The following is a 21,429-nucleotide window of genomic DNA, read 5'->3' as shown; positions in this document are numbered from 1 at the left end:
CATCGGCGGATGCCGGTGCGTGCGGAACACGATCGGGTGGTGCTGGCGGGGCTGTTGGGTCGGGATCCGTGGCTGTACGCCTACCAGTTGGGTGACCTGGACGAGTTCTTCTGGCCGTACACGTCGTGGTTTCGGCGTGGGGACGCGGTGGCGTTGCTGTACCACGGCGCGTTGCCGCCGACGTTGTTGGCGTTGGCGCGGCCGGCGGACGTCGGGGAGTTGGCGGCGCTGGTGGGTGAGCTGGCGCCGGTGTTGCCGGCGCGGTTGCAGGCGCATCTGTCCCCCGGTGTGGAGGCGGCGTTGCGCGGGTCGTTCCGGGTGGCGTCGTCGGGGGCACATCTGAAGATGGCGTTGACCGCGCCGGATCGGTTGGCGGCGGTGGAGCCGGCCGGGGAGTTGCTGGGCCGTGCGCAGTTGCCGCGGTGCGGTTGTACGAGCGGCTGGGCTTCAGCCGGGTGGCCGACTACGGGGAGTTCGAGTTGACCGCTGCCGTGGGGTGAGCCGGCCGCGGATTTCCGGTGGTCGCCGGCGTCGGGCCGGTGACAGGATGCGCGGATGACTCAGGCGAGACTGCGTACCGCCCGGCTGGTGTTGGTGCCGTTGGCTGACGAGCATCTGCCGGGTGAGGTCGAGTTGGACGCGGATCCGGAGGTGATGCGTTTCCTGGGGCCGGTGCGGTCGGCCGAGGAGGTGCGCGGGGCGCATCGGCGGCGGTTGGCGGTGGCCGGTGAGGTGCCGGGTCTGGGGTTCTGGGCGGGGCTGCTCGACGGTGAGTTCGTCGGCTGGTGGCTGCTGGAGCCGCCGCGGCGTCCCGATCAGGGGCCGGTGGCGGGGCAGGCGGAGTTGGGTTACCGGCTGGTGCGCCGGTGGTGGCGGCGGGGGCTGGCCAGCGAGGGGGCCCGGGAGTTGATCCGGCACGCTTTCGTCGACCTCGGGTTGCGGCGGGTGTTCGCCGAGACGATGGCGGTCAATGTCGGGTCGCGGGCGACGATGGCGGCGGTGGGGATGCGCCAGGTGCGTACCTTCCACCAGTCGTGGTCGGATCCGCTGCCGGGCGCCGAGCAGGGTGAGGTGGAGTACGCGATCACCCGGCAGCAGTGGGCGCGTTCAGGCGCGGCGGGGCGAGTCGAAGCGTCCGGCGCGGATCTCCCGTAGGGCGCGGCGGCGGACCTCGCCGCGCAGGGTGTCGACGTACAGCCGGCCGAGGAGGTGGTCGGTTTCGTGTTGCAGGGCGCGGGCGAGGAAGCCGCTGCCGGCGATGGTGAGGGGTTCGCCGTGCTGGTCGAAGCCGTGTGCGGTGGCGTGCAGGGCGCGGGGGGTCGGGAAGTAGAGGCCGGGGATGGACAGGCAGCCCTCGTCGTCGTCCTGTAGTTCGTCGGACAACTCCAGGGTGGGGTTGATCATGTGGCCGCGGTGGCCGTCGGCTTCGTAGACGAAGACCTGGGCGTTGACGCCGATCTGGGGGGCGGCGACGCCGGCACGGCCGGGTTTGCCGAGCAGGGTGTCCATCAGGTCGGTGACCAGGGCGCGCAGGTCGGCGTCGAAGCTGGTGATCGGTTCGCTGGGGGTGCGCAGCACCGGGTCGCCGATGATTCGGATGTCCCGCATGGTCATGGTGGAAAGGCTAGTCGGTTGCGGCGGCGGGGCGGGTGTCTGGTGGTGGTCATTCGAGGGCGGCGCGGACGGGTGCGGTTTTGGCTGCCGCCTCGGCGACTTCGGCGTCGGGATCGCTGTCCCAGGTGATGCCGCCGCCGGCCCAGACGTGGACGGATTCGCCGTCGACGGCGGCGGTGCGGATGGTCAGTCCCAGGTCCAGGTGACCGGGGCCGACCCAGCCGAGGCCGCCCATGCTGGCGCCCCGGCCGACGGGTTCCAGGGCGGCGATGTGGTGCAGGGCGGCGAGTTTCGGGGCGCCGGTGACGGAGCCTCCGGGGCAGACGGCGCGGAGCAGGTCGGCCAGGCCGAGGCCGTCGGCGACCTCGGCGCGGACGGTGGATTCGGCCTGCCACAGGTCGCACCAGCGGCGTACGGCGAACAGGTCGTCGACGCGGACGCTGCCGGTGCGGGCGATGCGCGCCAGGTCGTTGCGTTCCAGGTCGACGATCATGATGTGTTCGGCGCGTTCCTTGGCGGAGGTGAGCAGGTCGGTGCGGCCGGCGGCGGTGGCGGGGCGGGTGCCTTTGATCGGGCGGGTGGTCAGGGTGCCGTCGTGGACTTCGATGAGGGTTTCCGGGCTGGCGCAGCCGATGGCCCAGCCGGGGCCGGTGAGTACCCCGCCGTAGCGGGCGCCGGGTAGCCGGCCGAGGCGGGCCAGGGCGGGCAGCGGGTCGCCGGCGTACGGGGCGGCGGCGTGGCCGACCAGGTTGACCTGGTACACCTCGCCTCGGCCGATGCCCCGGCGGACCGCCTCGACGGCGGCGGCGTGGTGGTGGGGGGTCCAGCTCTCGGTCCACGGTCCACGCCACCAGCCGGCCGGTGCGGCGGGCGGTGGCGGCGTGTCGGTGTGTTCGTAGACGACGACCGCGATGTCGGGCAGGTCGGCGGGGCTGGGCGCGCCGACGGCGCCGCCGACGAGCAGGGTGCCGGCGGTGGCGGAGACGTAGAGGGCGGCGCCGCAGACTCCGTCGGGGTGGTGGGCGGGTGCGGGGCGGGTCAGGTCGTGCAGCGGTAGGCCGTGGGCGGCGAGGAAGTCCTCGGTGCGTGCGGCGGGGTCCCCGCCGTCGGCGGGGCGCCATTCCCAGCGGGCGCGTTCGACGAGTCGGCCGCGGCAGCCGGCGGGTGCCGCCGGTGGATCGACCACCATACGTGGGAGCGCTTCCACGACGTCTGGGTAGTTGTTACTCATACGTTCAGTGGATTTCCCGCGCACCACGCGGACATCTGCTCGATGCCGCATGCTTCCGCTTGGTACTGTGCGTCACTGGTCATGTGAACCATGACACAGTGCCCCCACAGTCCGGAGAACCCGATGTGCCAGCACCAACCCACCTGCCCCTCCGCCGAAGCCACCGACCGGGAAGCCGCCAAGGCCATCGCCTGCTTTCCTGAGCAGGGCTGGAGCCTGCTCTGCAACGGCGTCATCGTCTTCGAGGACACCGGCGAGTTGCTGCCCGACGGCAGCAGCATCGCACCCCACCGCGGACCCGCCCGGCACGCCCTCGCCGCCTGAAACGATCACGATCCGTCACGACCTTTTCCCGCGTCGCCCCAGGCTAGTCCCCCGGTCCGGCGCCGTTCGCACCCAGGTCGGCGCACCGCCGGGGCGGCTGGTGCCGCCCCGGGCGCACACCCCGTGACTCAGTCCGCGTACGCCTGCGGCGACGGACACGAGCACACCAGGTTCCGGTCGCCGTACCCGCCGTCGACCCGCCGCACCGGCGGCCAGTACTTCGCCACCCGGTCCACCCCGGCCGGGTAGCCACCCACCGACCGCGGATACGGATGCGGCCACTGGTCACCGGAGACCATCGCCGCGGTGTGCGGCGCGTTCACCAGCGGGTTGTCGTCGGCCGGCCACTGCCCCGCGGCAACCGCGTCGATCTCCGCCCGGATGGCGATCATCGCGTCGCAGAACCGGTCCAGCTCGGCCAGATCCTCACTCTCCGTCGGCTCCACCATCAACGTCCCCGCCACCGGGAACGACATCGTCGGCGCGTGGAACCCGTAGTCGATCAGCCGCTTGGCCACATCGTCGACGCTCACCCCGGTCGCCTTCGTCAACGGCCGCAGATCCAGGATGCACTCGTGGGCCACCAAGCCCTTGTTGCCCGCGTACAGCACCGGGAAATGCCCCCGCAGCCGCGCCGCCACGTAGTTGGCCGCCAGCACCGCCACCCCGGTCGCCCGGGCCAACCCGTCGGCCCCCATCATCCGCAGGTACGCCCACGGGATCGGCAGGATCCCCGCCGACCCGTACCGGGCCGCCGAGATCGCCGGCCGACCGTCCACCGGCTCCCCCGCCGGGTCACCGGGCAGGAACGGCGCCAGGTGCGCACGCACCGCCACCGGACCCACCCCCGGCCCACCACCACCGTGCGGAATGCAGAACGTCTTGTGCAGGTTCAGGTGCGACACGTCCGCCCCGAACCGGCCCGGCTTGGCGAACCCCACCAACGCGTTCAGGTTCGCCCCGTCGACGTACACCTGACCGCCGGCCTCGTGCACCTTCGCACACAGCGACGCGATGCCCGTCTCGTACACCCCGTGCGTCGACGGATACGTCACCATGATCGCCGCCAGCGCGTCCCGATGCTTGTCGATCTTCGCGTCGAGGTCGACCAGGTCGACGTTGCCGTCGGCGTCACAGCCGACCACCACCACCCGCATCCCCGCCATCACCGCGCTCGCGGCGTTGGTGCCGTGCGCCGACGACGGGATCAGACACACGTCCCGGTGCGCCTCACCCCGGCTACGGTGATAGGCACGGATCGCCAACAGACCCGCCAACTCCCCCTGCGAACCGGCGTTGGGCTGCACACTGACCGCGTCATAGCCGGTCACCTCCGCCAGCCACCCCTCCAACTGGGAGATCATCTCCCGGTAGCCGGCGGTCTGCTCAGCCGGCGCGAACGGGTGCAGGTGGGCGAACTCCGCCCAGCTGACCGGCTCCATCTCGGTGGTGGCGTTGAGTTTCATCGTGCACGAACCGAGCGGGATCATGCCCCGGTCCAGGGCGTAGTCCAGATCGGCCAGGCGACGCAGATAACGCAGCATCGCCGTCTCCGAGCGGTGACTACGGAACACCGGATGGGTCAGGAAATCCGAGGTCCGCGCCAGCCCCGCCGGCAGCGCCTCGGGCACCTCCCCGTCGACGGCCGGCACCCCGAACGCCGCCCACACCGCAGCCAGGTGCGCGTCGGTGGTGGTCTCGTCGCAGGAGATCCCCACCCGGTCGACGTCCACCAGCCGCAGGTTCACCCCCTGCCGTGCCGCCGCCGCGACCACCTGCGCCGCCCGACCCGGCACCGTCGCGGTCACCGTGTCGAAGAACGTCACCTCGGCCACCGACACCCCACCGGCCCGCAACCCCGCCGCCAACCGGGCCGCCATCGCATGCGTACGCGCGGCGATCCGCCGCAGCCCGTCCGGGCCGTGATAGACGGCGTACATGCTGGCCATCACCGCCAGCAGCACCTGCGCGGTGCAGATGTTGCTGGTCGCCTTCTCCCGACGGATGTGCTGCTCACGGGTCTGCAACGCCAACCGGTACGCCGGATCACCCGACACGTCCCGGGACACCCCGACCAGCCGACCCGGCAACATCCGCTCCAGCCCCGACCGGACCGCCAGATACCCGGCGTGCGGCCCACCGAAGCCCATCGGCACCCCGAAACGTTGCGTGGTGCCCGCGGCGATGTCGACACCGACCTCCCCCGGCGGCCGCAGCAACGTCAACGCCAGCAGATCCGCCGCGACCGTCACCAACGCCCCGACGGCGTGCGCGGCCCCGACCAGCGGAGCATGGTCACGCACCGCCCCGGACGCCCCCGGATACTGCAGATGCAGACCGAAGAACTCCGCCGGCAGTTCGTCCCGGTCCACGTCGACGACCCGCACCTCGATACCGAGCGGCTCCGCCCGACCGGTGAGCACCGCGATGGTCTGCGGCAACGTGTCCGCGTCGACCACATACACCGCACTGGCACTCTTCGACGCCCGCCGCGCCAAGGTCATCGCCTCGGCCGCCGCCGTACCCTCGTCCAGCATCGACGCGTTGGCCGTCGCCAACCCGGTCAACTCCGACACCATCGTCTGGAAGTTCAGCAACGCCTCCAACCGGCCCTGACTGATCTCCGGCTGGTACGGCGTGTACGCGGTGTACCAGGCCGGGTTCTCCAGCACGTTGCGGCGGATCACCGCCGGGGTGTGCGTACCGTGGTAACCCAACCCGATCATCGAAACGGCGACCGTGTTACCGGCCGCCAGGGCCCGCAACTCCGCCAGGGTGTCCTGCTCACTGGCCGGCTCCGGCAGCGCCAGCCGGCCATGCCAGCGGATCACCTCCGGAATCGCCGCATCCATCAACTCGTCGATCGACGCGTAGCCGACGGTCTCCAACATCCGGCGCTCGTCGTCCGGGCCCGGCCCGATGTGACGGTCGGCGAAGAACTCTGCGGTCATGGGTGGCGCTCCCGCGGGGGTGGGGGTCGACAGGTCGGCCCTCCCCCTCTGTCACACCCACGGGCGCTCCACAGTGCCTGTCCCGACGCGGTCCTTTTGCCTGAGAGGTTCCGGGGAGGATTTGCCCCTTCGGCGCCGACCCGGCTCCCGCCAGGCCGGTCTCTCCCACGTGGGTGCTACCGGCGCGATCAACGCTACCAGCGTCCCCACCGGCGCACAGCGAACCCCCGGCACCCCCGCATCGGCCCGACGTCAGCCAGCCGCCGGAACCACCGGCACCCCACCGGCCGACACGGCCCGCTGAACACCGAGAAGCCGATCGGCCAACGCCGGCAACACCCGACCCAACGGCGCGTCCACCCGCACCTCGGCGTACCCGTCACCCCGCGTCGGCCCCTGGTTGACGATCACCACCGGTGTCCCCCGCTGCGCCGCCCGCAGCACGAACCGCCGCCCCGACAGCACCGTCAACGACGACCCCAACACCAGCAGCACCCGCGCCCGCTCCACCGCCGCGAAACACCGCCGCACCCGCTGCGCCGGCACCGTCTCACCGAAGAACACCACATCCGGCTTGAGCATCCCCCCACAGGCCAGGCAGTCGACGGTACGGAAACCCGCCACCACGGCGTCGTCCAGCTCCACGTCACCATCCGGGTTGACCGCCGCCACCCGCCCCGCGAACCCCGGATTGGCCCGCCGCAACCGCCCATCCAGATCCAGACGACTCGTCCGCTGCCCACACCCCAGGCAGGCCACCTCGTCCAGACGGCCATGCAACTCCACCACGTCCCGGCTACCCGCCGCCGTGTGCAGACCATCGACGTTCTGCGTGATGACCTCCGACACCAGGCCACCACCGTGCAGACGGGCCACCGCCCGGTGCCCGTCGTTCGGCACCGCCCGCGCCATCAACCGCCACCCCAGATGACTGCGGGCCCAGTACCTCCGGCGGGCCTGCGCGTCCCCCACGAACGTCTGATACGTCATCGGCGTGTGCCGGCGGGCAACACCAGTAACCCCCCGATAGTCGGGAATCCCCGACTCGGTGGACAACCCGGCGCCGCTGAGCACCACCACACCACCGCCGGCCATCAGACGCGCGACCGGCTCGATCACATCCTGCACCCGACCAATGCTGCCCCAACCGCACCGCCAGCGACCAGCCACGCGAGGTGCTCGGGCCACCGCAGCGGCGGCAGGAAACTCAACCCGCGCGTCGCCGGGCCCGCCGCGCCGCCAACTCGTCGCCCACCAGATCCCCCGCCGCAGGCTCCTGCGCCGGCTGATCCGCCGCCCCGACCGCCGGCTCCGCCGGAAGATGCGACAACGACCCCAGGATCTCCTTGAACGCACCACCGATCGCGATGCCGAACACCCCCTGGCCGCCCTGCAACAGGTCGACCACCTCCTCCGGAGAACGACACTCGTACACCGTCGTCCCGTCAGAGATCAGCGTGATACCCGCCAGATCCTCCACCCCACGCGACCGCAACGCCTCGATCGCCTTACGGATGTTCTGCAACGACACCCCGGCGTCCAACAGCCGCTTCACGACCTTCAACACCACCAGGTCCCGGAACGAGTACAACCGCTGCGTACCCGACCCCGACGCGTCCCGCACACTCGGCACCACCAACGCCGTACGCGCCCAGTAGTCCAACTGGCGGTAGCTGATCCCCACCGCATGGCACGCCGTCACACCCCGGTACCCCACCGCACCGTCACCGTCAGTTGCCGACCCGGGCATCCCACCCGACTCGTCCAGCCCGGTAACCGGATCGGAATCTCGCGGCTCGTGCATCCGGACAACCTCCCCGTCAGTGCGATGACACGTCGTATCCGGGACGCGCACCCCTCGACACGGGCAACCCTATAGCGACCCTCCAGGGTTACCCGGGAGAAACCGTCGCGACACGCCGCGCATCGACAGCGACGAGCATCACCATCACCGAGAGTCACACACCGGTATGGGACGACGAACCAGCCCGCACCACGGGCCACCAGCTCAGCCGGCGAAATCCTCCGGACGCACCTGCTCCAGGAACTCCCGGAACTTCTCCACCTCGTCCTCCTGCTCGTCGGGGATCACGATCCCCGCCTCACTGAGGACCTCCTCGGCACAACGAATCGGCGCACCAACCCGCAACGCCAACGCGATCGAATCACTGGGCCGCGCCGAAACCCGCACCCCGTCACCGATCAACAGATCAGCGAAGAACACGTTCTCCTTCAGCTCGGTGATCTCCACCGCCCGCAACGGCGCCTTCAACGCCGCCAACACATCCCGCAGAAGATCGTGAGTCAACGGCCGCGCCGGCTTGACACCCTGCTGCTCGTAAGCGATCGCCGTCGCCTCGACCGCGCCGATCCAGATCGGCAGATAGCGGTCCCCCTCGACCTCCCTGAGCAGGACGATCGGCTGGTTGCTAGGCAGCTCCACCCGAACCCCGACCACGCTCAGCTCGCGCACCGCCGCCTCCGTGTCGTTGTCACCTACGCCGCACCGCGCCCTTCCCTGCACGGTACACGGACCGCGACACGGCCGTCCCATGCGCTTCCCGCACCAACAACCGCGCCAGAAGAGGGGTTACCCCCGCAAGCCTACGCCACGCACCGACCAGCCGATCCGGCCACACACGGCCGCCTCACCGCCCCAACGTCGAGCGCAACCCCACCCGCACCAGCGCCGCATGCAACTGCTGCGACAGCGCCACCAACTCCCGCGCCGTCTCCGCCGCCCGCGCCCGCGCCGCCGGATCACTCTGCCGCACCAACGGCGCCACCAACTGCGCGAACAAACCGACCTCCCGGTCCGCCGCCGTCCGATAACCCCGCAGATGCCGCGGCTGGAACCCGTACGCCGACAGCCCCGCCACCGCCCGCGCGATGATCAACGCATCGCCGTCGTACCAACCCGGCGGATCCGACACCACCAACCCGAGCCGCTCCAACTCCCCCAACATCGACTCGTCGATCCCGCTGCGCGACACCAACTCCGACCGGGAGAGCCGCACCTGACCCGACTCAGCCGACTGGCCGGCACCCCGCCCCGGCACCTCACCATCGGGCCCCACCGCCACCAACGCCGGCCGGGACCGCTCCGGTGCCTCCCCCGAAGCGTCCCAATCCGCCAACTGCTCACGAATCACCCGCAACGGCAGATACTGATCCCGCTGCGCGGTCAGCACGAACCGCAACCGCGCCACATCGTCCCAGCCGTACTTCCGGTAACCCGCCGCCGTCCGCTGCGGCTCCACCAGGCCCTCAGCCTCAAGGAACCGCAACTTCGAAATGGTCACGTCGGGAAAATCCACCCGCAGCTGAGCCAACACCTCGCCGATACTCATCAACGGCTGAGGGCGACCCGCCCCGGACGGCGTCGAGGCCGCAGGCTCGTTCACCCCCGGCCGGCCTCGCCCTCAGGGCGCGGACCGGCGATGAACACCACCCGGAACTTGCCGATCTGCACCTCGTCACCGTTGGTCAGCGTCGCCGCCTCGACCCGCTCCCGGTTCACGTACGTGCCGTTCAGGCTGCCCACGTCCCGCACCGTGAACGTCCCACCATCACGGTGGAACTCCGCGTGCCGACGCGACACCGTCACATCGTCGAGGAAAATGTCACTGTCCGGGTGCCGCCCACTGGTCGTCACATCGTGATCAAGCAGGAACCGGGCACCCGCGTTCGGGCCCCGACGGACCACCAGCAGCGCCATCCCCGGCGGCAACGAACCAGACATCCGGCTCGGCACCACATCGGTGTCCGGCCCCTCCAACGCTTCTTCGAGCGAACCGAGATTGAGCGTCGACGTGACGTCGAGCGGGGGGAACTCGTCGCCTGGGCGAGTCATGGGACCACCTCACGGATCTGTTTCGGTCGGCGTCGGGAGACGGCGGGTCTGGCCGCCGGGCGTACATCCACCCGGCGGCTGGCTCTCCGTGCCCCGAAAGGCTGTCCGCGACGCTCAACAAATGGGTTCTCGGTCGACTGGGCGAGCCTAGCCAGCGCCGAAAAACAGGGCAACCGGACGCGCGGCACAGAAACCGACCCGCCGGCACAGCAAACGCTCAGCTCTCGGTCAACTCGCGATACGCATCCGCACTGAGCAGCCCGTCAACCGCCGCCGGATCCGCCGGAGTGATCTCCACCAACCAACCCGACCCGTACGGATCCGTGTTGATCACCTCCGGGGTGTCGGCCAACAACTCGTTGCGCGCCGACACCGTACCGGCCACCGGCGCGTACAACTCCGACACGCTCTTGGTCGACTCGATCTCACCCAACGACTCACCGGCCGCGACCGCCGCACCGGACTCCGGCAACTGCACGTACACGATGTCGCCAAGAGCATCCTGCGCGAAATGGGTGATGCCGACCCGCACAGCCCCGCCGTCAGCGACCGACACCCACTCGTGCTCAGCGGTGTAACGCAGATCCTCAGGAATCACCAGCAGCGTCCTCATCCATCGCGACACCGGCCCGACCGGTGCCGGCCCCCACCGACCTAACCGACCGGCCGGGCGTGTTCCAGCGTCCTCGGCACGTGCAGCGCCGAAACCTCGGCAACCTCACGATCCTCAACGATCACGTTACCGCCGTCCTGCGCCACCGACGCCACCACCCCACCAGGAATGTTCAGCCCCGTGCGCATCGTCGCCGGATCCCCGATCACCGTGATCGTGAACGGCCCCGTCAACCGGCGCCCGTCCACGATCAACGAACCGCTCTCCCCATCCAGGAAGTACGTCGACGCGACGATCCGCACCGACGCCCGGTCACCACCGGAAATCTGCATCGCCTCCGCGCCGGCACCCCGCAACTCCTGCACCGCGTCCAACACCCGGATCGCCGAAATCGGCTTCGTACCCGCCTGGAACCGCACCGCCAGACCCGGACCCCGCGCCGGCAACGTACCCGCCAGGATCCCCAACTCGTCCGCCCGCCGGGTCGCCTCCTCCAACGCCGCCTGGCGCCCCTGCTCACCCGAACGCAACTGCCGCTGACTGTCCTCCAACGCCGTGATGTCCTGCCGCAGCCGGATGTCCCGCGCCTCCAGGTCGTACAGGATCCGGACCAGGTCCTCCTGCCGAGCCGCCGCCAACGACGAATCCGTCGACGTGGTCTTCAGCTGCACCGCGAGCGTGAAACCCAGCAGCACCAGCAGCACGCCGATCATCACCGTCGCCGAACCGAACCGCCGCCAACCCGCCGCCGCAACCGCCACCGCCGTCGCGGTGGCCGACGCCGTACCAGCCGACGCCGCCGACGGCTCGTCCGCCTCCTCGACCGGCGCCGGATCACCCTCGGCCGGCTGCCCCTGCGGCGACAACGGACTCAACTCATCCGGATCCGGCGCCTGCGGCCGCGGATCCGGCTCACCCGCCGGACCCTCCGGCCGGGCCGGCCCCGCCGGCTGCGGCCACCCCGTACCAGTCTCGGTGTGCTCGTCACTCACGCCACAAACCTACGCCCGGAACAGGTGCCGGCGGATCGCCGCCACGTTACCGAAAATCCGCACACCCAACACGACCACCACACCCGTGGACAACTGCCCACCCACACCCAACTGGTCACCCAGATAGACGATCAACGCGGCCACCAGCACGTTCGAGATGAACGACACCACGAACTGCTTGTCATCGAAGATCCGGTCCAACTTCGCCCGAACGCCACCGAACACCGCGTCCAACGCGGCCACCACCGCGATCGGCAGGTACGGCTGCAACGCCGCCGGCACCGTGGGATCCAACCACAGACCGAGAACCACACCGGCCAGCAGAGCCAGCACCGCGATCATCGACCACCTCCGGAGGGACTGGGGGACGTACCCGAGCCGGACGACTCGTCATCACCCGACGGCGACGCGCTCGGACTCACCGCAGGCTCCGCGTAGCGTAGCCGCGGCTCCGGAGCCGCCGGCAGGGTGAGGTCATCGACGTCCCGCACACCGAACGACAACCCGGTGTCCTGCGCCACCTTGCGCATCGTCAACGCGCTACGGCTGGACTCGTACCGCTTGCGCATCGAATCCGGACCGATCGCCGACACCTCGTACGGCCCGGTCACCGGCCGGAAATCCACCAGAATCGCCTGACCCGCGTTACGAATCGTCGAGGTCGCCGTCAACCGCTGCCCGTTGATCGCGATCGCCTCCGCCCCCGCACCCCACAGATCGTTGGCCACCCCCTGCAGGTCGCTGTAGAGCACCTGCGACGGCCCGACGTTGGCCCCACTGAGCGAATCCTGCCCGCCCGGCCCGTCCGCCAGCCGCACCACCACACCATCGCCACGCACCCGCCCAAGACCGGTGCTCGCCTCCAGGTCACGCAGCCGCGCCGCCTGCGAACCGCCCAGCGCCGCCTCCCGCTGCCGGTTCACCTCCTCGCGCAACTCGTCCGCCCGCACCGACAACGCGTCCGTGTCGGTCTGCCGCTGCTTGATCTGCGCCACCAACCCGGAACGGGCCTGCGCGCGACCCGGCTCCTCAGCCGTCGTCTGCCGGTACGCCACCGCGCACAGGAAACCGAGCAGCACGACGAGCACCAGGCTGACCGGCCCCACCGACCAGCCCGGCCGCGCCGGCCGCCCACTCTTCGCCCGCTGCGCCGCCGCATCGGCGTACCCGGGGTCCAGCGGATTGCGGAACAGCTCGGTGAGGAAGTCAGGGGTGAACGCCCGTACGCCGCGCCGGCCCTCGCCGTCGTCACCCACGCGCTCGCTCATGCCCCTCCTCGACCGCGTACCGCCCGCACCAACTGACGCGCCTGGACCACGTAGAACAGCCCGGCCACCCAGTAGAGCACCAGCCCCCACCACGCCAGGGCCCAGCCCACCGGGCCGGCGACCGCGGCGGCGCCCGACACGGTGGCCGCCAGCAGCAGCGTCGGGAAGGCCGCGAGCAGGAGGAACGTGGCGGTCTTGCCGACGTAGTGCACCGGCGGCGGGCCGTATCCGTACCGGCGGAGCACCACCAGCGAACCGAGCAGCAACAGCTCCCGCGCCAGCAGGGCGGCCGTGAACTGCCAGGGCACCACTTCCCGGGCGGTGAAGGCGACCAGGATGGCGAGGATGTACAGCCGGTCGGCGAGCGGATCGAGCAGCTCACCGAGGCGGCTGACCTGGCGCAGCCGCCGGGCGATCCAACCGTCGACCCAGTCGCTGGTGCCACCGATGGCCAGCACCACGATGGCCGCCACGTCCGCGCGGGCGACAAGGAACAGGTAGAGGAAGAGCGGGACACCGGCCAACCGCGCGAAACTGATCAGGTTCGGCAGGGTCAGCACCCGCTGCTCTTCGCCGGCGTCGGCGGCCTGGGGTTGCTCCGCTCCAGCGGGCCGACGCGACACCGAACCTCCTCCGCGACACGCTCGACCACCGCGGGCCCTCGGTCCGCCTGCGGTCGTGCGTGTTGTCCCTGCCGGCTCACGCCGGCGATCCCGATCCGGAATCTCCCCTGGCCCTGCCGTCCGCGCCGTCGATGATCGCGGACCGGCTGGATGCGCTGCCACTATATCGGGCTGCCATGACGCTCCCCTGGCCCAGCGGCACCGCGCCCGGTGCGTGGCTGTTGTTGTGACGGTGGTCACCACGTGTACAGCGTCCTAGGATGAATAGTCATGACGGCGGTCAGGCGGTACGCGCGGAGGTGTCCGCCGCCTCCGCCGCCTGCCCGAACGCCACCAGGGCACGCAGCAGTTCCTGCTGCATCCGGGCCGGCATCCGGTCGAGCACGGCCCGCACCGCCTCGTGCCGACGCGAGCGCACCTCCCCCAGCAGCGCCTGCGCCGCCGTGGTCGGGACCAGCCGAACCTCCCGACGATCCCGGGGGTCGGCCACCCGGCGCAGCAGGCCGATCGCCTCCAGCCGGTCACAGAGCCGACTCGCCGAGGAGGGCACCACGTCCAACAACTCGGCCAGACCGTTGACATTGGTCGCCGGTCGGCTGCACAGCAACGACAGCACCCGCAACTGGGTCGGCGAGACGGAGAGTCGATGCGGGGACACGGCCGAGTCGAGGACGGCCACCAGTGCCTCGGCGGCCCCGTCGACCGCCGCGGCGAGATCCGGTCGTTCCACCCGATGTCCCCTGCGAATGTCCCGCTGGTCCTGCCCTGTGGCTTCGGCCGCGTCCGTCAACCGCCCTCCCGGTCGCCGGAACCGTGCCAGTCCAGGCACACCACGACCGCGTCGTCACGCAGGTCGGCGTCGGCGTGGAAGGCCTGCAACTCGCGCATCACCGTACCAACCGCCTCGGTCGGCGGCTGCAACCGTGTGGCCCGCATCGACCGGGCCATCGCCCGCTGGCCGTACGTCTCCCGGCCGCTCGGGTCGGCGCCCCACACCCCGTCGGAGACGACGAACAGCCGGTCCCCCGGATCCAGGTCGAATTCCTGCAGGTCGTAGCGGGTCTCGGCGAACATGCCCAGCGGCAGTTGCTGGTCCAGCGCCACCCGGGTCACCGAACCACCACGTAGCCGCATCAGATGTGGAGAGCCCGCGTCCACCGCCCGCACCCGACCGGTGACACAGTCCAGTTCGAGCAGCACCGTGGCCACGTGCCGATGACCGCGATGCTGGTAGTAGACCGTGTCGGAGGCGAGTTCGGCCTGTTCCACGAGTCCGCCGCCGGAGCGGCGGGCGTTGCGCATCGCGTTCACCGTCACCGCGGTCAGCAGCGCCGCGGCCAGCCCGATGCTGTCGCCGTTGAGCACGGTGACGGTGAGCCGGTCGTCGTCCAGCGACCAGTCGAAGTGGTCACCGCCCACCGTGTACGCCGGTTCGAGCTGGCCGGCCAGGTGGAACGCGTCATGGCTGAGGCTGCGCCCCGGCAGCAGTTCCCACTGCAACTCGGCCGCCATGCTCAGCCGTTCCCGGCGGCGGGCCCGCCGGTACCGGTCGGTCTCCTGGTCGGCGGCGCGCAGCGCCATGGCCACCTCACCGGCGACGTCCACCGCCCGAGCGGCGACCTCCTCCGACGGCTCCTGGGGCAACTCGACCATCAGCACGCCCAGGCGTTCACCCCAGACCGTCAGCGGCAGGTAGAGCCGACACCGGCCGCCCGCGTCGCCGTCGCGCACGGGCTGCTGACTGCTGAAGCAGCGCTGGACCATGCTCTGCCCGGCCTGATCCGCGACCTCCGGCTGTCGCGAGTCGACCACCGGCCACAGACCGTTGATCCGGTAGTCGGCGACGAAGACAGCGGTGCCCGACGCACCCAGCACGGACCGGATGGCCCGGTCGGCGGCCTCGACCACACGGTCGGGCGGCGCCTCGCGCAGGGCGCGGGAAACCCCCGTGAGCGCATCCGCCATGACCATCCTCCGAAAATACTTGCCTTGGGGCAAGCATCATACGGAGGCGGCCCGGCGCCCGGTCACCCGGCCGACCGCACCGCCACCACGCCGTGGAAGGCGTCCGGCACCTGCTCCGGCGGCCCGTCCGGCCGCCACTGCGGCACCGCCACGATCCCCTCCGATGTGGGCGTCCACCGCCCCAGCAACGGCGCGAACGCCGCCGGCGACCGCATCCGGAAGGCCGGACCCATCATGGCCAGCGCCTGCGGGTTGTCGGCCAACTCCTCGGTATCGAAGTCGATCGCCAGCTGGCTGCCCACCGCCGTCGCCGCGTACAGCTCGTCGAGCGTGCGGGCGAGCGTGTCGTCGTCCAGGAAGGCGGCCAGGCCGAGGAACACCACACCCACCGGTCGCCGACCCCAGCCCGGCACGAAGCGGTGCAGCAACGCCGGATCCACCGTGCCGAGGTCGGTGGCGTCGCCGAAGCCGTACCCGGCCCGGTCGCTGCCGGCCAGTAGACGCTGACCGAGGCGGATGGTGACCGGGTCCACATCGGTGTAGAGGACCGTGGCGTCGGTGGCGACCTCGTGCACGTTGCCCATCGTCGGCACCCCCGCGCCGAAGACCAGGAAACTGTCCACACCGGTCGCGGCGATCGCGCGTACCGCCCGGCCGAGGAAGGCTCGCAGGGACTGGAAGACCGGCGCGCAGGGCCCGTACGCCTGCTCGAAGGCCCGAGCCGCGGCGACGTCGACCGGGTAGTGGTGCTCCCCGCCGAGCCAGAAGTCGATCATCCGTGCCGTGCTCGGCTGGTCGGGTTCCACCATCGACGACGCTCCCTCCCCAGGCGGTCCAGGCCAGCGTACCGACACCGGGCCCGTGGCCGGTATCGCCCCGCTGAGCAGCACCGGCCGGGATACTGACGAAAAGACCGGTCCCGGTGCCGGCACAGACGGGGGTGACGGTGGACTCGGCCGATGCAGCGGTGGTGGTCGGCGTGGACGGCTCCGAGTCCGCGCTCGCCGCGGTACGACTCGCCGCGGCGGAGGCGGCCCGCTGGCACCGGCCGTTACGAGTGGTGCACGCCTTCATCTGGCCGCTGCTGCACTCCCCGATCACACCGGCCACCGACGGTCCACCCGGCGGTGGGCTGCGTGGCCAGGCGCAGGGGCTGGTCGCCGCCGCGGTCGACGAGGCGCAGGCCACCGTCCCGGGGCTGCGGGTGACCGGTGAGATCGTCGACGGTGCGCCCACGGGCGTCCTGCTCGACGCGGCCACCACCGCCGCGCTGGTGGTGCTCGGCGATCGCGGACTGGGTGGCTTCGCGGCGCTCGTGGTCGGCTCCGTCGCGGTCACCGTCGCCGCCCACGCGCCGTGCCCGGTGCTGGTGGTCCGGGGTACCGCCCGCCCCGACGGGCCGATCGTGGTCGGCGTGGACGGCTCGCAGCTGTGCCGCCAGGCGGTGGAGTTCGCCGTGCAGACCGCCGCCCGGCGCGGCGCCGAGGTGATCGCCGCCCACGCGTACCGGCACCCCGTCCCCACCCGCCCCGGCGACATCCAACCCCTGGTGTACGACGAGTCCGCGCTCCAGGCCGACGAGGAGCGGGCCCTCGCCGAGTCCGTCGCCGGGCTGGCCGAGCGGTACCCGGACGTGCCGATCCACCGCGAGTCGGTACGCGGACGCGCCCCGAAGATCCTCACCGAGGCATCCCGCAGCGCACAACTGCTGGTGGTCGGGGGTCAGGGACGCGGCGAACTGACCGGGTTGCTGCTGGGGTCGGTGAGCCGGTCCATGCTGCACCACAGCCACTGTCCGGTCGCGGTGGTCCGCAGCCGAGACTGAGTGGATCGACGGGGTTGGCCCCGGTCCAGGCGGGTAGACGGGGCGCGTACATCACCGGCGACCACCAGAGGAGACCGTGATGCCAGGACCCAGGCCGGGCAGCAACGCCTACGACAAGCAACGTGCCCGCATCCGCAACGCCATCGACAACTCGGGGCGGGGCGCGTCGGACGAACGGGCCGACGAGGCCGCCAACCGGATCCTGCAGGGCGACCGGGGGCAGCGCGGCATCGTCCGGGGCGAACGCACCTACGGCCCGAAGGGCAACCGCGAACCGGGCGACCCGAAGTGAAGGGCACCGCGCTGGCCGACGGGCTGATCGCCGGAGCGGTGGGCACCGCGGCCCTGAACGTCGCGACCTATCTGGACATGGTGGTACGGGCCCGCCCGGCCAGCCAGAGCCCGGAGGAGAGCGCCGGACGGGTGGCCGACGTGACACACCTGGACCTGGGGCCACGGGAACGGGCCGGCAACCGTCGCTCCGGCCTCGGCGCACTGATGGGCTACGGCCTCGGTGTGGCGGCGGCCGTCGGCTTCGCGGCGTTGACCCGGGGCCGGCGGCAGCCGGTGCTGCGGGCCGCCGCGCTGCTCGGTGGCGGGGCGATGACCCTGTCCGACGGGTCGTTGACCCTGCTCGGCGTCACCGATCCGCGTACCTGGCGGCGCGTCGACTGGCTCGCCGACCTGGTGCCGCACATCGCGTACGGGCTGACGGCCGCAGCCACCTGGAACAGGCTGCGGCCGTCCGGCGCGACCGGGCGCTAGCCCTGGTCGCTCTCGTCCTCGGCAACCGGCTGCCCGGTCGGCCCGTACGGCGACACCTGTCCACGGGGGACGGGGCGCCCGGTGTCCGCCCGGGACCTGCCACGGCTACCGGGATGACCGGCCGGGCCGGGACCCTTGTTGTCCTGGCTCGTGCCGCCCAGGGCGTTGCGACGGAACTCCTGCTGCTGCGGGTTCGTCACGGTCGTCTCCCTTCGCGAGGGGCGGGACGCGGCAGTGGACCACGTCCACCAGCGGCTCGACGCCGCCGTCGTCCACCAGCGGCTTACCCGCCGCCGTCGGCGGCATTCCGCACCGGGGACCTCGACCCGGGCCTACTCGGCCGCGCAGCGGGTAAGCGCCGCCGATGGCTGACCAACGGGATGTCGCGCGGGCCCTGCTGACCCGCCACACGTACGCCGAGGAGGCCGGCATCTCCCTGGCCGACCGGCCGGCACCGCTGTACCAACTGCTCGTGCTCGTCACGCTGCTCAGTACCCGGATCAGGGCACAGGTGGCGGTAGCCGCCGCCCGGGAACTGTTCGCCGCCGGGTTTCGCACCCCAGCGGCGATGGAGGCGGCGAGCTGGCAGCAGCGGGTCGACGCGCTCGGCCGCGGCCACTACCGCCGCTACGACGAGCGGACCGCGACGATGCTCGGCACCGGCGCCCGCCGCTGCCTGGATCGCTGGCACGGTGACCTGCGGCGGCTGCGTCGGCAGGCCGGCGGCGACCAGGAACAGCTGCGCCGGCTGCTGATCGAGTTCCCCGGCATCGGCCCCACCGGCGCGGACATCTTCCTCCGCGAGGCGCAGACGGTCTGGCCGGAGCTGCGACCGTACGCCGACCGGCGCACGGTCGCCGGGGCGAAGCGGCTCGGTCTGCCCGCCACCCCGGACCGACTGGCCGGGCTGGTCGACGAGGTCGAGTTCGGGCGGCTGGCCTCGGCGCTGGTACGGGTGGCACTGGGCGAGGAATCGGCCGGGCAGATCAAGAGCAGCGTCGGCACCGGCTGAGCGGCCGGCGGTACGCGCCTGCGGTGTGGGTTGCGCACCGAGCGGCCGGGCGACACGTCGCCGGTGACCTCCAGCCGGGGCAGCGTGGCGGGTCACTTGGCCGCGTCGCCACCGGGCTTGGTCAGATGCCACACCAGCAACGCGGCGAGCAACGCCAACACCACCAGCCCGCCGGAGAGCCCACCGCCCTCCTCCGGGGAGCGGCCGGTGGTGCCGAAGTAGATCACGGCGAGGCCGGCCAACACCGCGACGAGCTTGCGGATGCCTCGGTCCTTCACAGCTCGCACCGTACACCGGACGAATCGGCCATTCCGGGCGTCCGGCGGGATGTCCCCCGACCGGGCGAAGCGGTCAGTCGGACTCCAGGTCGTCGAGCGAGATCTTGTGGCTCATCAACCAGCGGGCCAGCGCCGACATGCCGAACAACCACAACGGCGCCGACTCGGTGGGGCCGTTGGTGGCGAAGATGGCGAACCGCAGGTCCGGTGCGCGGTACGCCTCGATCCGCCATCGGTGCTGCTTGTCCCGCCAGACCGCACTCGGGTCCATGCCGTCACGGTAAGTGCTGGGACAGCGTCCCGACCGGCGATGCCGCCGAGCCGGGCCGTCGGATCAGGCGGTGGACGCCTCGCGGCGGGGACCCACCACCATCCGGGTGTCGTCCGGCAGCCGACGGGTACTGCCCTGCCGATCGAGCAACTCCAGCAGCGGCACCGCCACCCGGCGGGTGGTGTCCAGGGCCTGCCGGGCCGCGCTGAGCGTGAACGGTTGCGGCAACGTGGCCAGCACCCGTACCGCCTGCTGTGGCGCGGCCGGGGGCAGCAGCACGTTGCCGGTCAGCCGCAGCAACGCCCCGGCGCGTACCGCCGCGCCGATCTCCCGCACCCCGAGCCCGACGGCGGCGAGCCGGTCGGCGTCGGGGGCGCGGAACGGCCTCGCCGCCAGCTCGTCGCGCAGCAGGGCCAGCGCGCGGGCCACCGGCTCGGGCAGCGGATCCACTTCGTAGCAGCCGACCCGACCCGCCGCCAACCGCAGCGGCGCCCGCACCAGCGCCGCCACCAACGCCCGGTCCGGCAGGTCGAGACGCTGCCGCAACACCTCCACCGGGACGCCCGGCTCCAGCGGATACGTTCGGGCGTAGTCGGCGACCGCGTCGGTGAGCTGCCGGCCCAGCCGCCGCCAGTGCTCCGGGTCGGCCAGCCAGTCCCCCGCCACCGGCTCGACGGTCACCGGCACCCCGGCTCGGCGCAGGTCGGCGGCGCGGGCCAGACCTCGACGGCGCAGCTCGCCGGAGAGGTCCGGCCGGCCGTCCACGGTGGCCAGCACCGCCGCCCGCGCCGCCGCCGCACCCCGCCGACGCAACGGCGGCGGGGCGACGTCCAGCACGGTGACCCCGCCGGCCACGTGGCGACGGCCCGGATCGCGCAGCAGGGCCCGGTCACCGACCAGCAACGGCAGCGACCGGGCCAGCCGCAGCCGGACGGTGTCCGCGCCCAGCGGGCGTACCCGCACCGGCACCGCCGCCGAACCGACATGCAGTGTCAACGTCGCCGGCAGGTCGGCCGCCGGGTCACCGGCCAGCCGCACGTCGACCAGGTCGGTGCGGGCGAACCGGCCCGGGGTGAGCAGCGCGTCGCCGCGGGCGATCCGGTCGCGGGCCAACCCACGCAGGTTGACCGCGACCCGGGCGACCGGGTCGACCTGGCGGCAGGGCGCGCCGAGACGGTGCAGGCCCCGCACCCGCACCGGTTCGCCGCTGCCGGCCAACTCCAGTTCGGCGCCGACCCGCAGCCGGCCGGCGCCGAGGGTGCCGGTCACCACGGTGCCGCTGCCGCGCACGGTGAAGCTGCGGTCCACCCACAGCCGGACCGGTGCGTCGGCCGACGGGGCGGGCAGCCGCGCCGCGAGCCGGTCCAACGCGGCCCGCAACTCGGGCAGGCCGGCACCGGTGGCCGCGCTGACCACCACCGCGTCCACGCCGCGCAGCGAGGTCGCCGCCAGCTCCGTTCGGGCCCGCTCCAGGGCGGGTCCCGGGTCGGCGAGGTCCGCGCGGGTCACCACCAGCAGCCCGTACGCGACCCCGAGCGCGTCCAGCGCGGCCAGGTGCTCGCTGGACTGCGGCATCCACCCCTCGTCGGCGGCGACCACCAGCATCGCGGCGGGCACCGGACCGACGCCGGCGAGCATGTTCGGCACGAACCGCTCATGCCCGGGCACGTCGACGAACGCGACGGTGGCACCGGAGGGCAGCGCCGTCCAGGCGAACCCGAGGTCGATGGTCATCCCGCGGCGACGTTCCTCCGCCCACCGGTCGGGCTCCATCCCGGTCAGCTCCCGCACCAGCGTGGACTTGCCGTGGTCGACGTGCCCGGCGGTGGCCACCACCAGCATGC

The 21,429-nt window shown here is 72.0% G+C and carries 27 protein-coding genes and 1 riboswitch; of the genes, 7 read left to right on the top strand and 20 right to left on the bottom strand.

The genetic code is table 11. The features are described from left to right. Positions 1 to 9 precede the first annotated feature (9 nt). Both E0H26_RS00750 and E0H26_RS00745 read left to right on the top strand, forming a co-directional pair. Positions 10 to 483, top strand: a complete 474-nt coding sequence (locus tag E0H26_RS00750; protein ID WP_240741947.1) for a hypothetical protein — start codon at positions 10 to 12, stop codon at positions 481 to 483. A 72-nt stretch (positions 484 to 555) separates the two neighbouring features. Beyond that, positions 556 to 1,155 (top strand): GNAT family N-acetyltransferase, encoded by a 600-nt coding sequence (locus E0H26_RS00745; RefSeq protein ID WP_131299511.1) that lies wholly within the window; start codon positions 556 to 558, stop codon positions 1,153 to 1,155. Here E0H26_RS00745 and def read toward each other — a convergent pair. Together def and E0H26_RS00735 are read right to left on the bottom strand one after the other, a co-directional pair. Next, entirely contained in the window at positions 1,108 to 1,614 is a 507-nt protein-coding gene (gene def / locus E0H26_RS00740; protein WP_131299508.1) for a peptide deformylase, read from the bottom strand. The genes E0H26_RS00745 and def overlap by 48 nt on opposite strands. Positions 1,615 to 1,663: 49 nt before the next feature. Then, positions 1,664 to 2,872, bottom strand: coding sequence for a chorismate-binding protein (locus tag E0H26_RS00735; RefSeq protein ID WP_206024826.1), 1,209 nt, complete (start codon positions 2,870 to 2,872; stop codon positions 1,664 to 1,666). 96 nt (positions 2,873 to 2,968) lie between these two features. Here E0H26_RS00735 and E0H26_RS00730 point away from each other — a divergent pair, with 96 nt between their 5' ends. Beyond that, entirely contained in the window at positions 2,969 to 3,169 is a 201-nt protein-coding gene (locus E0H26_RS00730) for a DUF5999 family protein (RefSeq protein ID WP_131299502.1), read from the top strand. A 128-nt stretch (positions 3,170 to 3,297) separates the two neighbouring features. Here the strand turns inward: E0H26_RS00730 and gcvP are convergent, their stop codons facing one another. The 14 genes from gcvP to E0H26_RS00660 all read right to left on the bottom strand — a co-directional run bounded on the left by gcvP (position 3,298) and on the right by E0H26_RS00660 (position 16,243). Beyond that, entirely contained in the window at positions 3,298 to 6,120 is a 2,823-nt protein-coding gene (gcvP, locus tag E0H26_RS00725; RefSeq protein ID WP_131299498.1) for an aminomethyl-transferring glycine dehydrogenase, read from the bottom strand. A gap of 78 nt (positions 6,121 to 6,198) precedes the next feature. Next, positions 6,199 to 6,298, bottom strand: a riboswitch (glycine riboswitch). A gap of 74 nt (positions 6,299 to 6,372) precedes the next feature. After that, positions 6,373 to 7,215 carry an NAD-dependent protein deacetylase gene (locus E0H26_RS00720; protein ID WP_420812768.1) on the bottom strand — a complete coding sequence of 281 codons (843 nt, stop codon included), beginning with the start codon at positions 7,213 to 7,215 and terminating at the stop codon, positions 6,373 to 6,375. A gap of 112 nt (positions 7,216 to 7,327) precedes the next feature. Further along, positions 7,328 to 7,924 carry a MerR family transcriptional regulator gene (locus E0H26_RS00715; RefSeq protein ID WP_206024785.1) on the bottom strand — a complete coding sequence of 199 codons (597 nt, stop codon included), beginning with the start codon at positions 7,922 to 7,924 and terminating at the stop codon, positions 7,328 to 7,330. 204 nt (positions 7,925 to 8,128) lie between these two features. Beyond that, complete coding sequence (locus E0H26_RS00710; protein WP_131299495.1) at positions 8,129 to 8,593, bottom strand: bifunctional nuclease family protein; 465 nt, start codon at positions 8,591 to 8,593, stop codon at positions 8,129 to 8,131. A 175-nt stretch (positions 8,594 to 8,768) separates the two neighbouring features. Further along, a complete protein-coding gene (ftsR, locus tag E0H26_RS00705; protein WP_206024783.1) occupies positions 8,769 to 9,470 on the bottom strand; it encodes a transcriptional regulator FtsR in 702 nt (233 codons plus the stop codon). Positions 9,471 to 9,520: 50 nt separating this feature from the next. Further along, positions 9,521 to 9,973 carry an oxoglutarate dehydrogenase inhibitor Odhl gene (gene odhI, locus E0H26_RS00700; RefSeq protein WP_013733916.1) on the bottom strand — a complete coding sequence of 151 codons (453 nt, stop codon included), beginning with the start codon at positions 9,971 to 9,973 and terminating at the stop codon, positions 9,521 to 9,523. A 217-nt stretch (positions 9,974 to 10,190) separates the two neighbouring features. Further along, the gene (gene gcvH, locus E0H26_RS00695) at positions 10,191 to 10,571 is read right to left on the bottom strand and encodes a glycine cleavage system protein GcvH (protein WP_131299489.1); all 381 of its coding nucleotides are present in this window, start codon (positions 10,569 to 10,571) and stop codon (positions 10,191 to 10,193) included. 56 nt (positions 10,572 to 10,627) lie between these two features. Then, positions 10,628 to 11,578, bottom strand: a complete 951-nt coding sequence (locus E0H26_RS00690) for a DUF881 domain-containing protein (protein ID WP_131299486.1) — start codon at positions 11,576 to 11,578, stop codon at positions 10,628 to 10,630. A 9-nt stretch (positions 11,579 to 11,587) separates the two neighbouring features. Continuing rightward, a complete protein-coding gene (locus E0H26_RS00685; protein ID WP_013733919.1) occupies positions 11,588 to 11,920 on the bottom strand; it encodes a small basic family protein in 333 nt (110 codons plus the stop codon). Beyond that, a complete protein-coding gene (locus E0H26_RS00680; RefSeq protein ID WP_131299483.1) occupies positions 11,917 to 12,846 on the bottom strand; it encodes a DUF881 domain-containing protein in 930 nt (309 codons plus the stop codon). The genes E0H26_RS00685 and E0H26_RS00680 overlap by 4 nt, the downstream gene beginning before the upstream one ends. Continuing rightward, positions 12,843 to 13,469 carry a cardiolipin synthase ClsA gene (gene clsA / locus E0H26_RS00675; RefSeq protein WP_131299480.1) on the bottom strand — a complete coding sequence of 209 codons (627 nt, stop codon included), beginning with the start codon at positions 13,467 to 13,469 and terminating at the stop codon, positions 12,843 to 12,845. Before clsA ends, E0H26_RS00680 begins: the two co-directional genes overlap by 4 nt. A 280-nt stretch (positions 13,470 to 13,749) precedes the next feature. After that, positions 13,750 to 14,199, bottom strand: a complete 450-nt coding sequence (locus tag E0H26_RS00670; RefSeq protein ID WP_131299477.1) for a MarR family winged helix-turn-helix transcriptional regulator — start codon at positions 14,197 to 14,199, stop codon at positions 13,750 to 13,752. A 56-nt stretch (positions 14,200 to 14,255) separates the two neighbouring features. After that, the gene (locus E0H26_RS00665; RefSeq protein ID WP_131299474.1) at positions 14,256 to 15,434 is read right to left on the bottom strand and encodes a PP2C family protein-serine/threonine phosphatase; all 1,179 of its coding nucleotides are present in this window, start codon (positions 15,432 to 15,434) and stop codon (positions 14,256 to 14,258) included. Between the two features lie 62 nt (positions 15,435 to 15,496). Next, a complete protein-coding gene (locus E0H26_RS00660; protein WP_131299471.1) occupies positions 15,497 to 16,243 on the bottom strand; it encodes an SAM-dependent methyltransferase in 747 nt (248 codons plus the stop codon). A 137-nt stretch (positions 16,244 to 16,380) separates the two neighbouring features. Here E0H26_RS00660 and E0H26_RS00655 point away from each other — a divergent pair, with 137 nt between their 5' ends. From E0H26_RS00655 to E0H26_RS00645, 3 genes are all read left to right on the top strand, one after another. Continuing rightward, positions 16,381 to 17,259: a universal stress protein gene (locus tag E0H26_RS00655; RefSeq protein WP_131300453.1), complete on the top strand. Its 879-nt coding sequence runs from the start codon at positions 16,381 to 16,383 to the stop codon at positions 17,257 to 17,259. Positions 17,260 to 17,338: 79 nt separating this feature from the next. Next, a complete protein-coding gene (locus E0H26_RS00650; RefSeq protein WP_131299468.1) occupies positions 17,339 to 17,551 on the top strand; it encodes a phosphatidylethanolamine-binding protein in 213 nt (70 codons plus the stop codon). After that, a complete protein-coding gene (locus E0H26_RS00645; RefSeq protein WP_131299465.1) occupies positions 17,548 to 18,024 on the top strand; it encodes a hypothetical protein in 477 nt (158 codons plus the stop codon). The genes E0H26_RS00650 and E0H26_RS00645 overlap by 4 nt, the downstream gene beginning before the upstream one ends. Here E0H26_RS00645 and E0H26_RS00640 read toward each other — a convergent pair. After that, complete coding sequence (locus E0H26_RS00640) at positions 18,021 to 18,224, bottom strand: hypothetical protein (RefSeq protein WP_131299462.1); 204 nt, start codon at positions 18,222 to 18,224, stop codon at positions 18,021 to 18,023. The two genes, E0H26_RS00645 and E0H26_RS00640, sit on opposite strands and share 4 nt — an antisense overlap. 164 nt (positions 18,225 to 18,388) lie before the next feature. Here E0H26_RS00640 and E0H26_RS00635 point away from each other — a divergent pair, with 164 nt between their 5' ends. Further along, positions 18,389 to 19,036: a hypothetical protein gene (locus E0H26_RS00635; RefSeq protein ID WP_131299459.1), complete on the top strand. Its 648-nt coding sequence runs from the start codon at positions 18,389 to 18,391 to the stop codon at positions 19,034 to 19,036. A gap of 92 nt (positions 19,037 to 19,128) precedes the next feature. Here E0H26_RS00635 and E0H26_RS00630 read toward each other — a convergent pair whose 3' ends face one another. The 3 genes from E0H26_RS00630 to selB all read right to left on the bottom strand — a co-directional run bounded on the left by E0H26_RS00630 (position 19,129) and on the right by selB (position 21,427). Then, positions 19,129 to 19,314, bottom strand: a complete 186-nt coding sequence (locus E0H26_RS00630) for a hypothetical protein (RefSeq protein WP_131299455.1) — start codon at positions 19,312 to 19,314, stop codon at positions 19,129 to 19,131. 73 nt (positions 19,315 to 19,387) lie between these two features. After that, the gene (locus tag E0H26_RS00625; protein ID WP_131299452.1) at positions 19,388 to 19,585 is read right to left on the bottom strand and encodes a hypothetical protein; all 198 of its coding nucleotides are present in this window, start codon (positions 19,583 to 19,585) and stop codon (positions 19,388 to 19,390) included. A gap of 63 nt (positions 19,586 to 19,648) precedes the next feature. Continuing rightward, positions 19,649 to 21,427, bottom strand: a complete 1,779-nt coding sequence (gene selB / locus E0H26_RS00620) for a selenocysteine-specific translation elongation factor (RefSeq protein ID WP_131299449.1) — start codon at positions 21,425 to 21,427, stop codon at positions 19,649 to 19,651. Positions 21,428 to 21,429: the final 2 nt, after the last annotated feature.

It is taken from the genome of Micromonospora zingiberis (assembly GCF_004331455.1).
GTDB lineage: Bacteria > Actinomycetota > Actinomycetes > Mycobacteriales > Micromonosporaceae > Micromonospora > Micromonospora zingiberis.
This window is presented reverse-complemented; position numbering and strand designations above follow the sequence as displayed.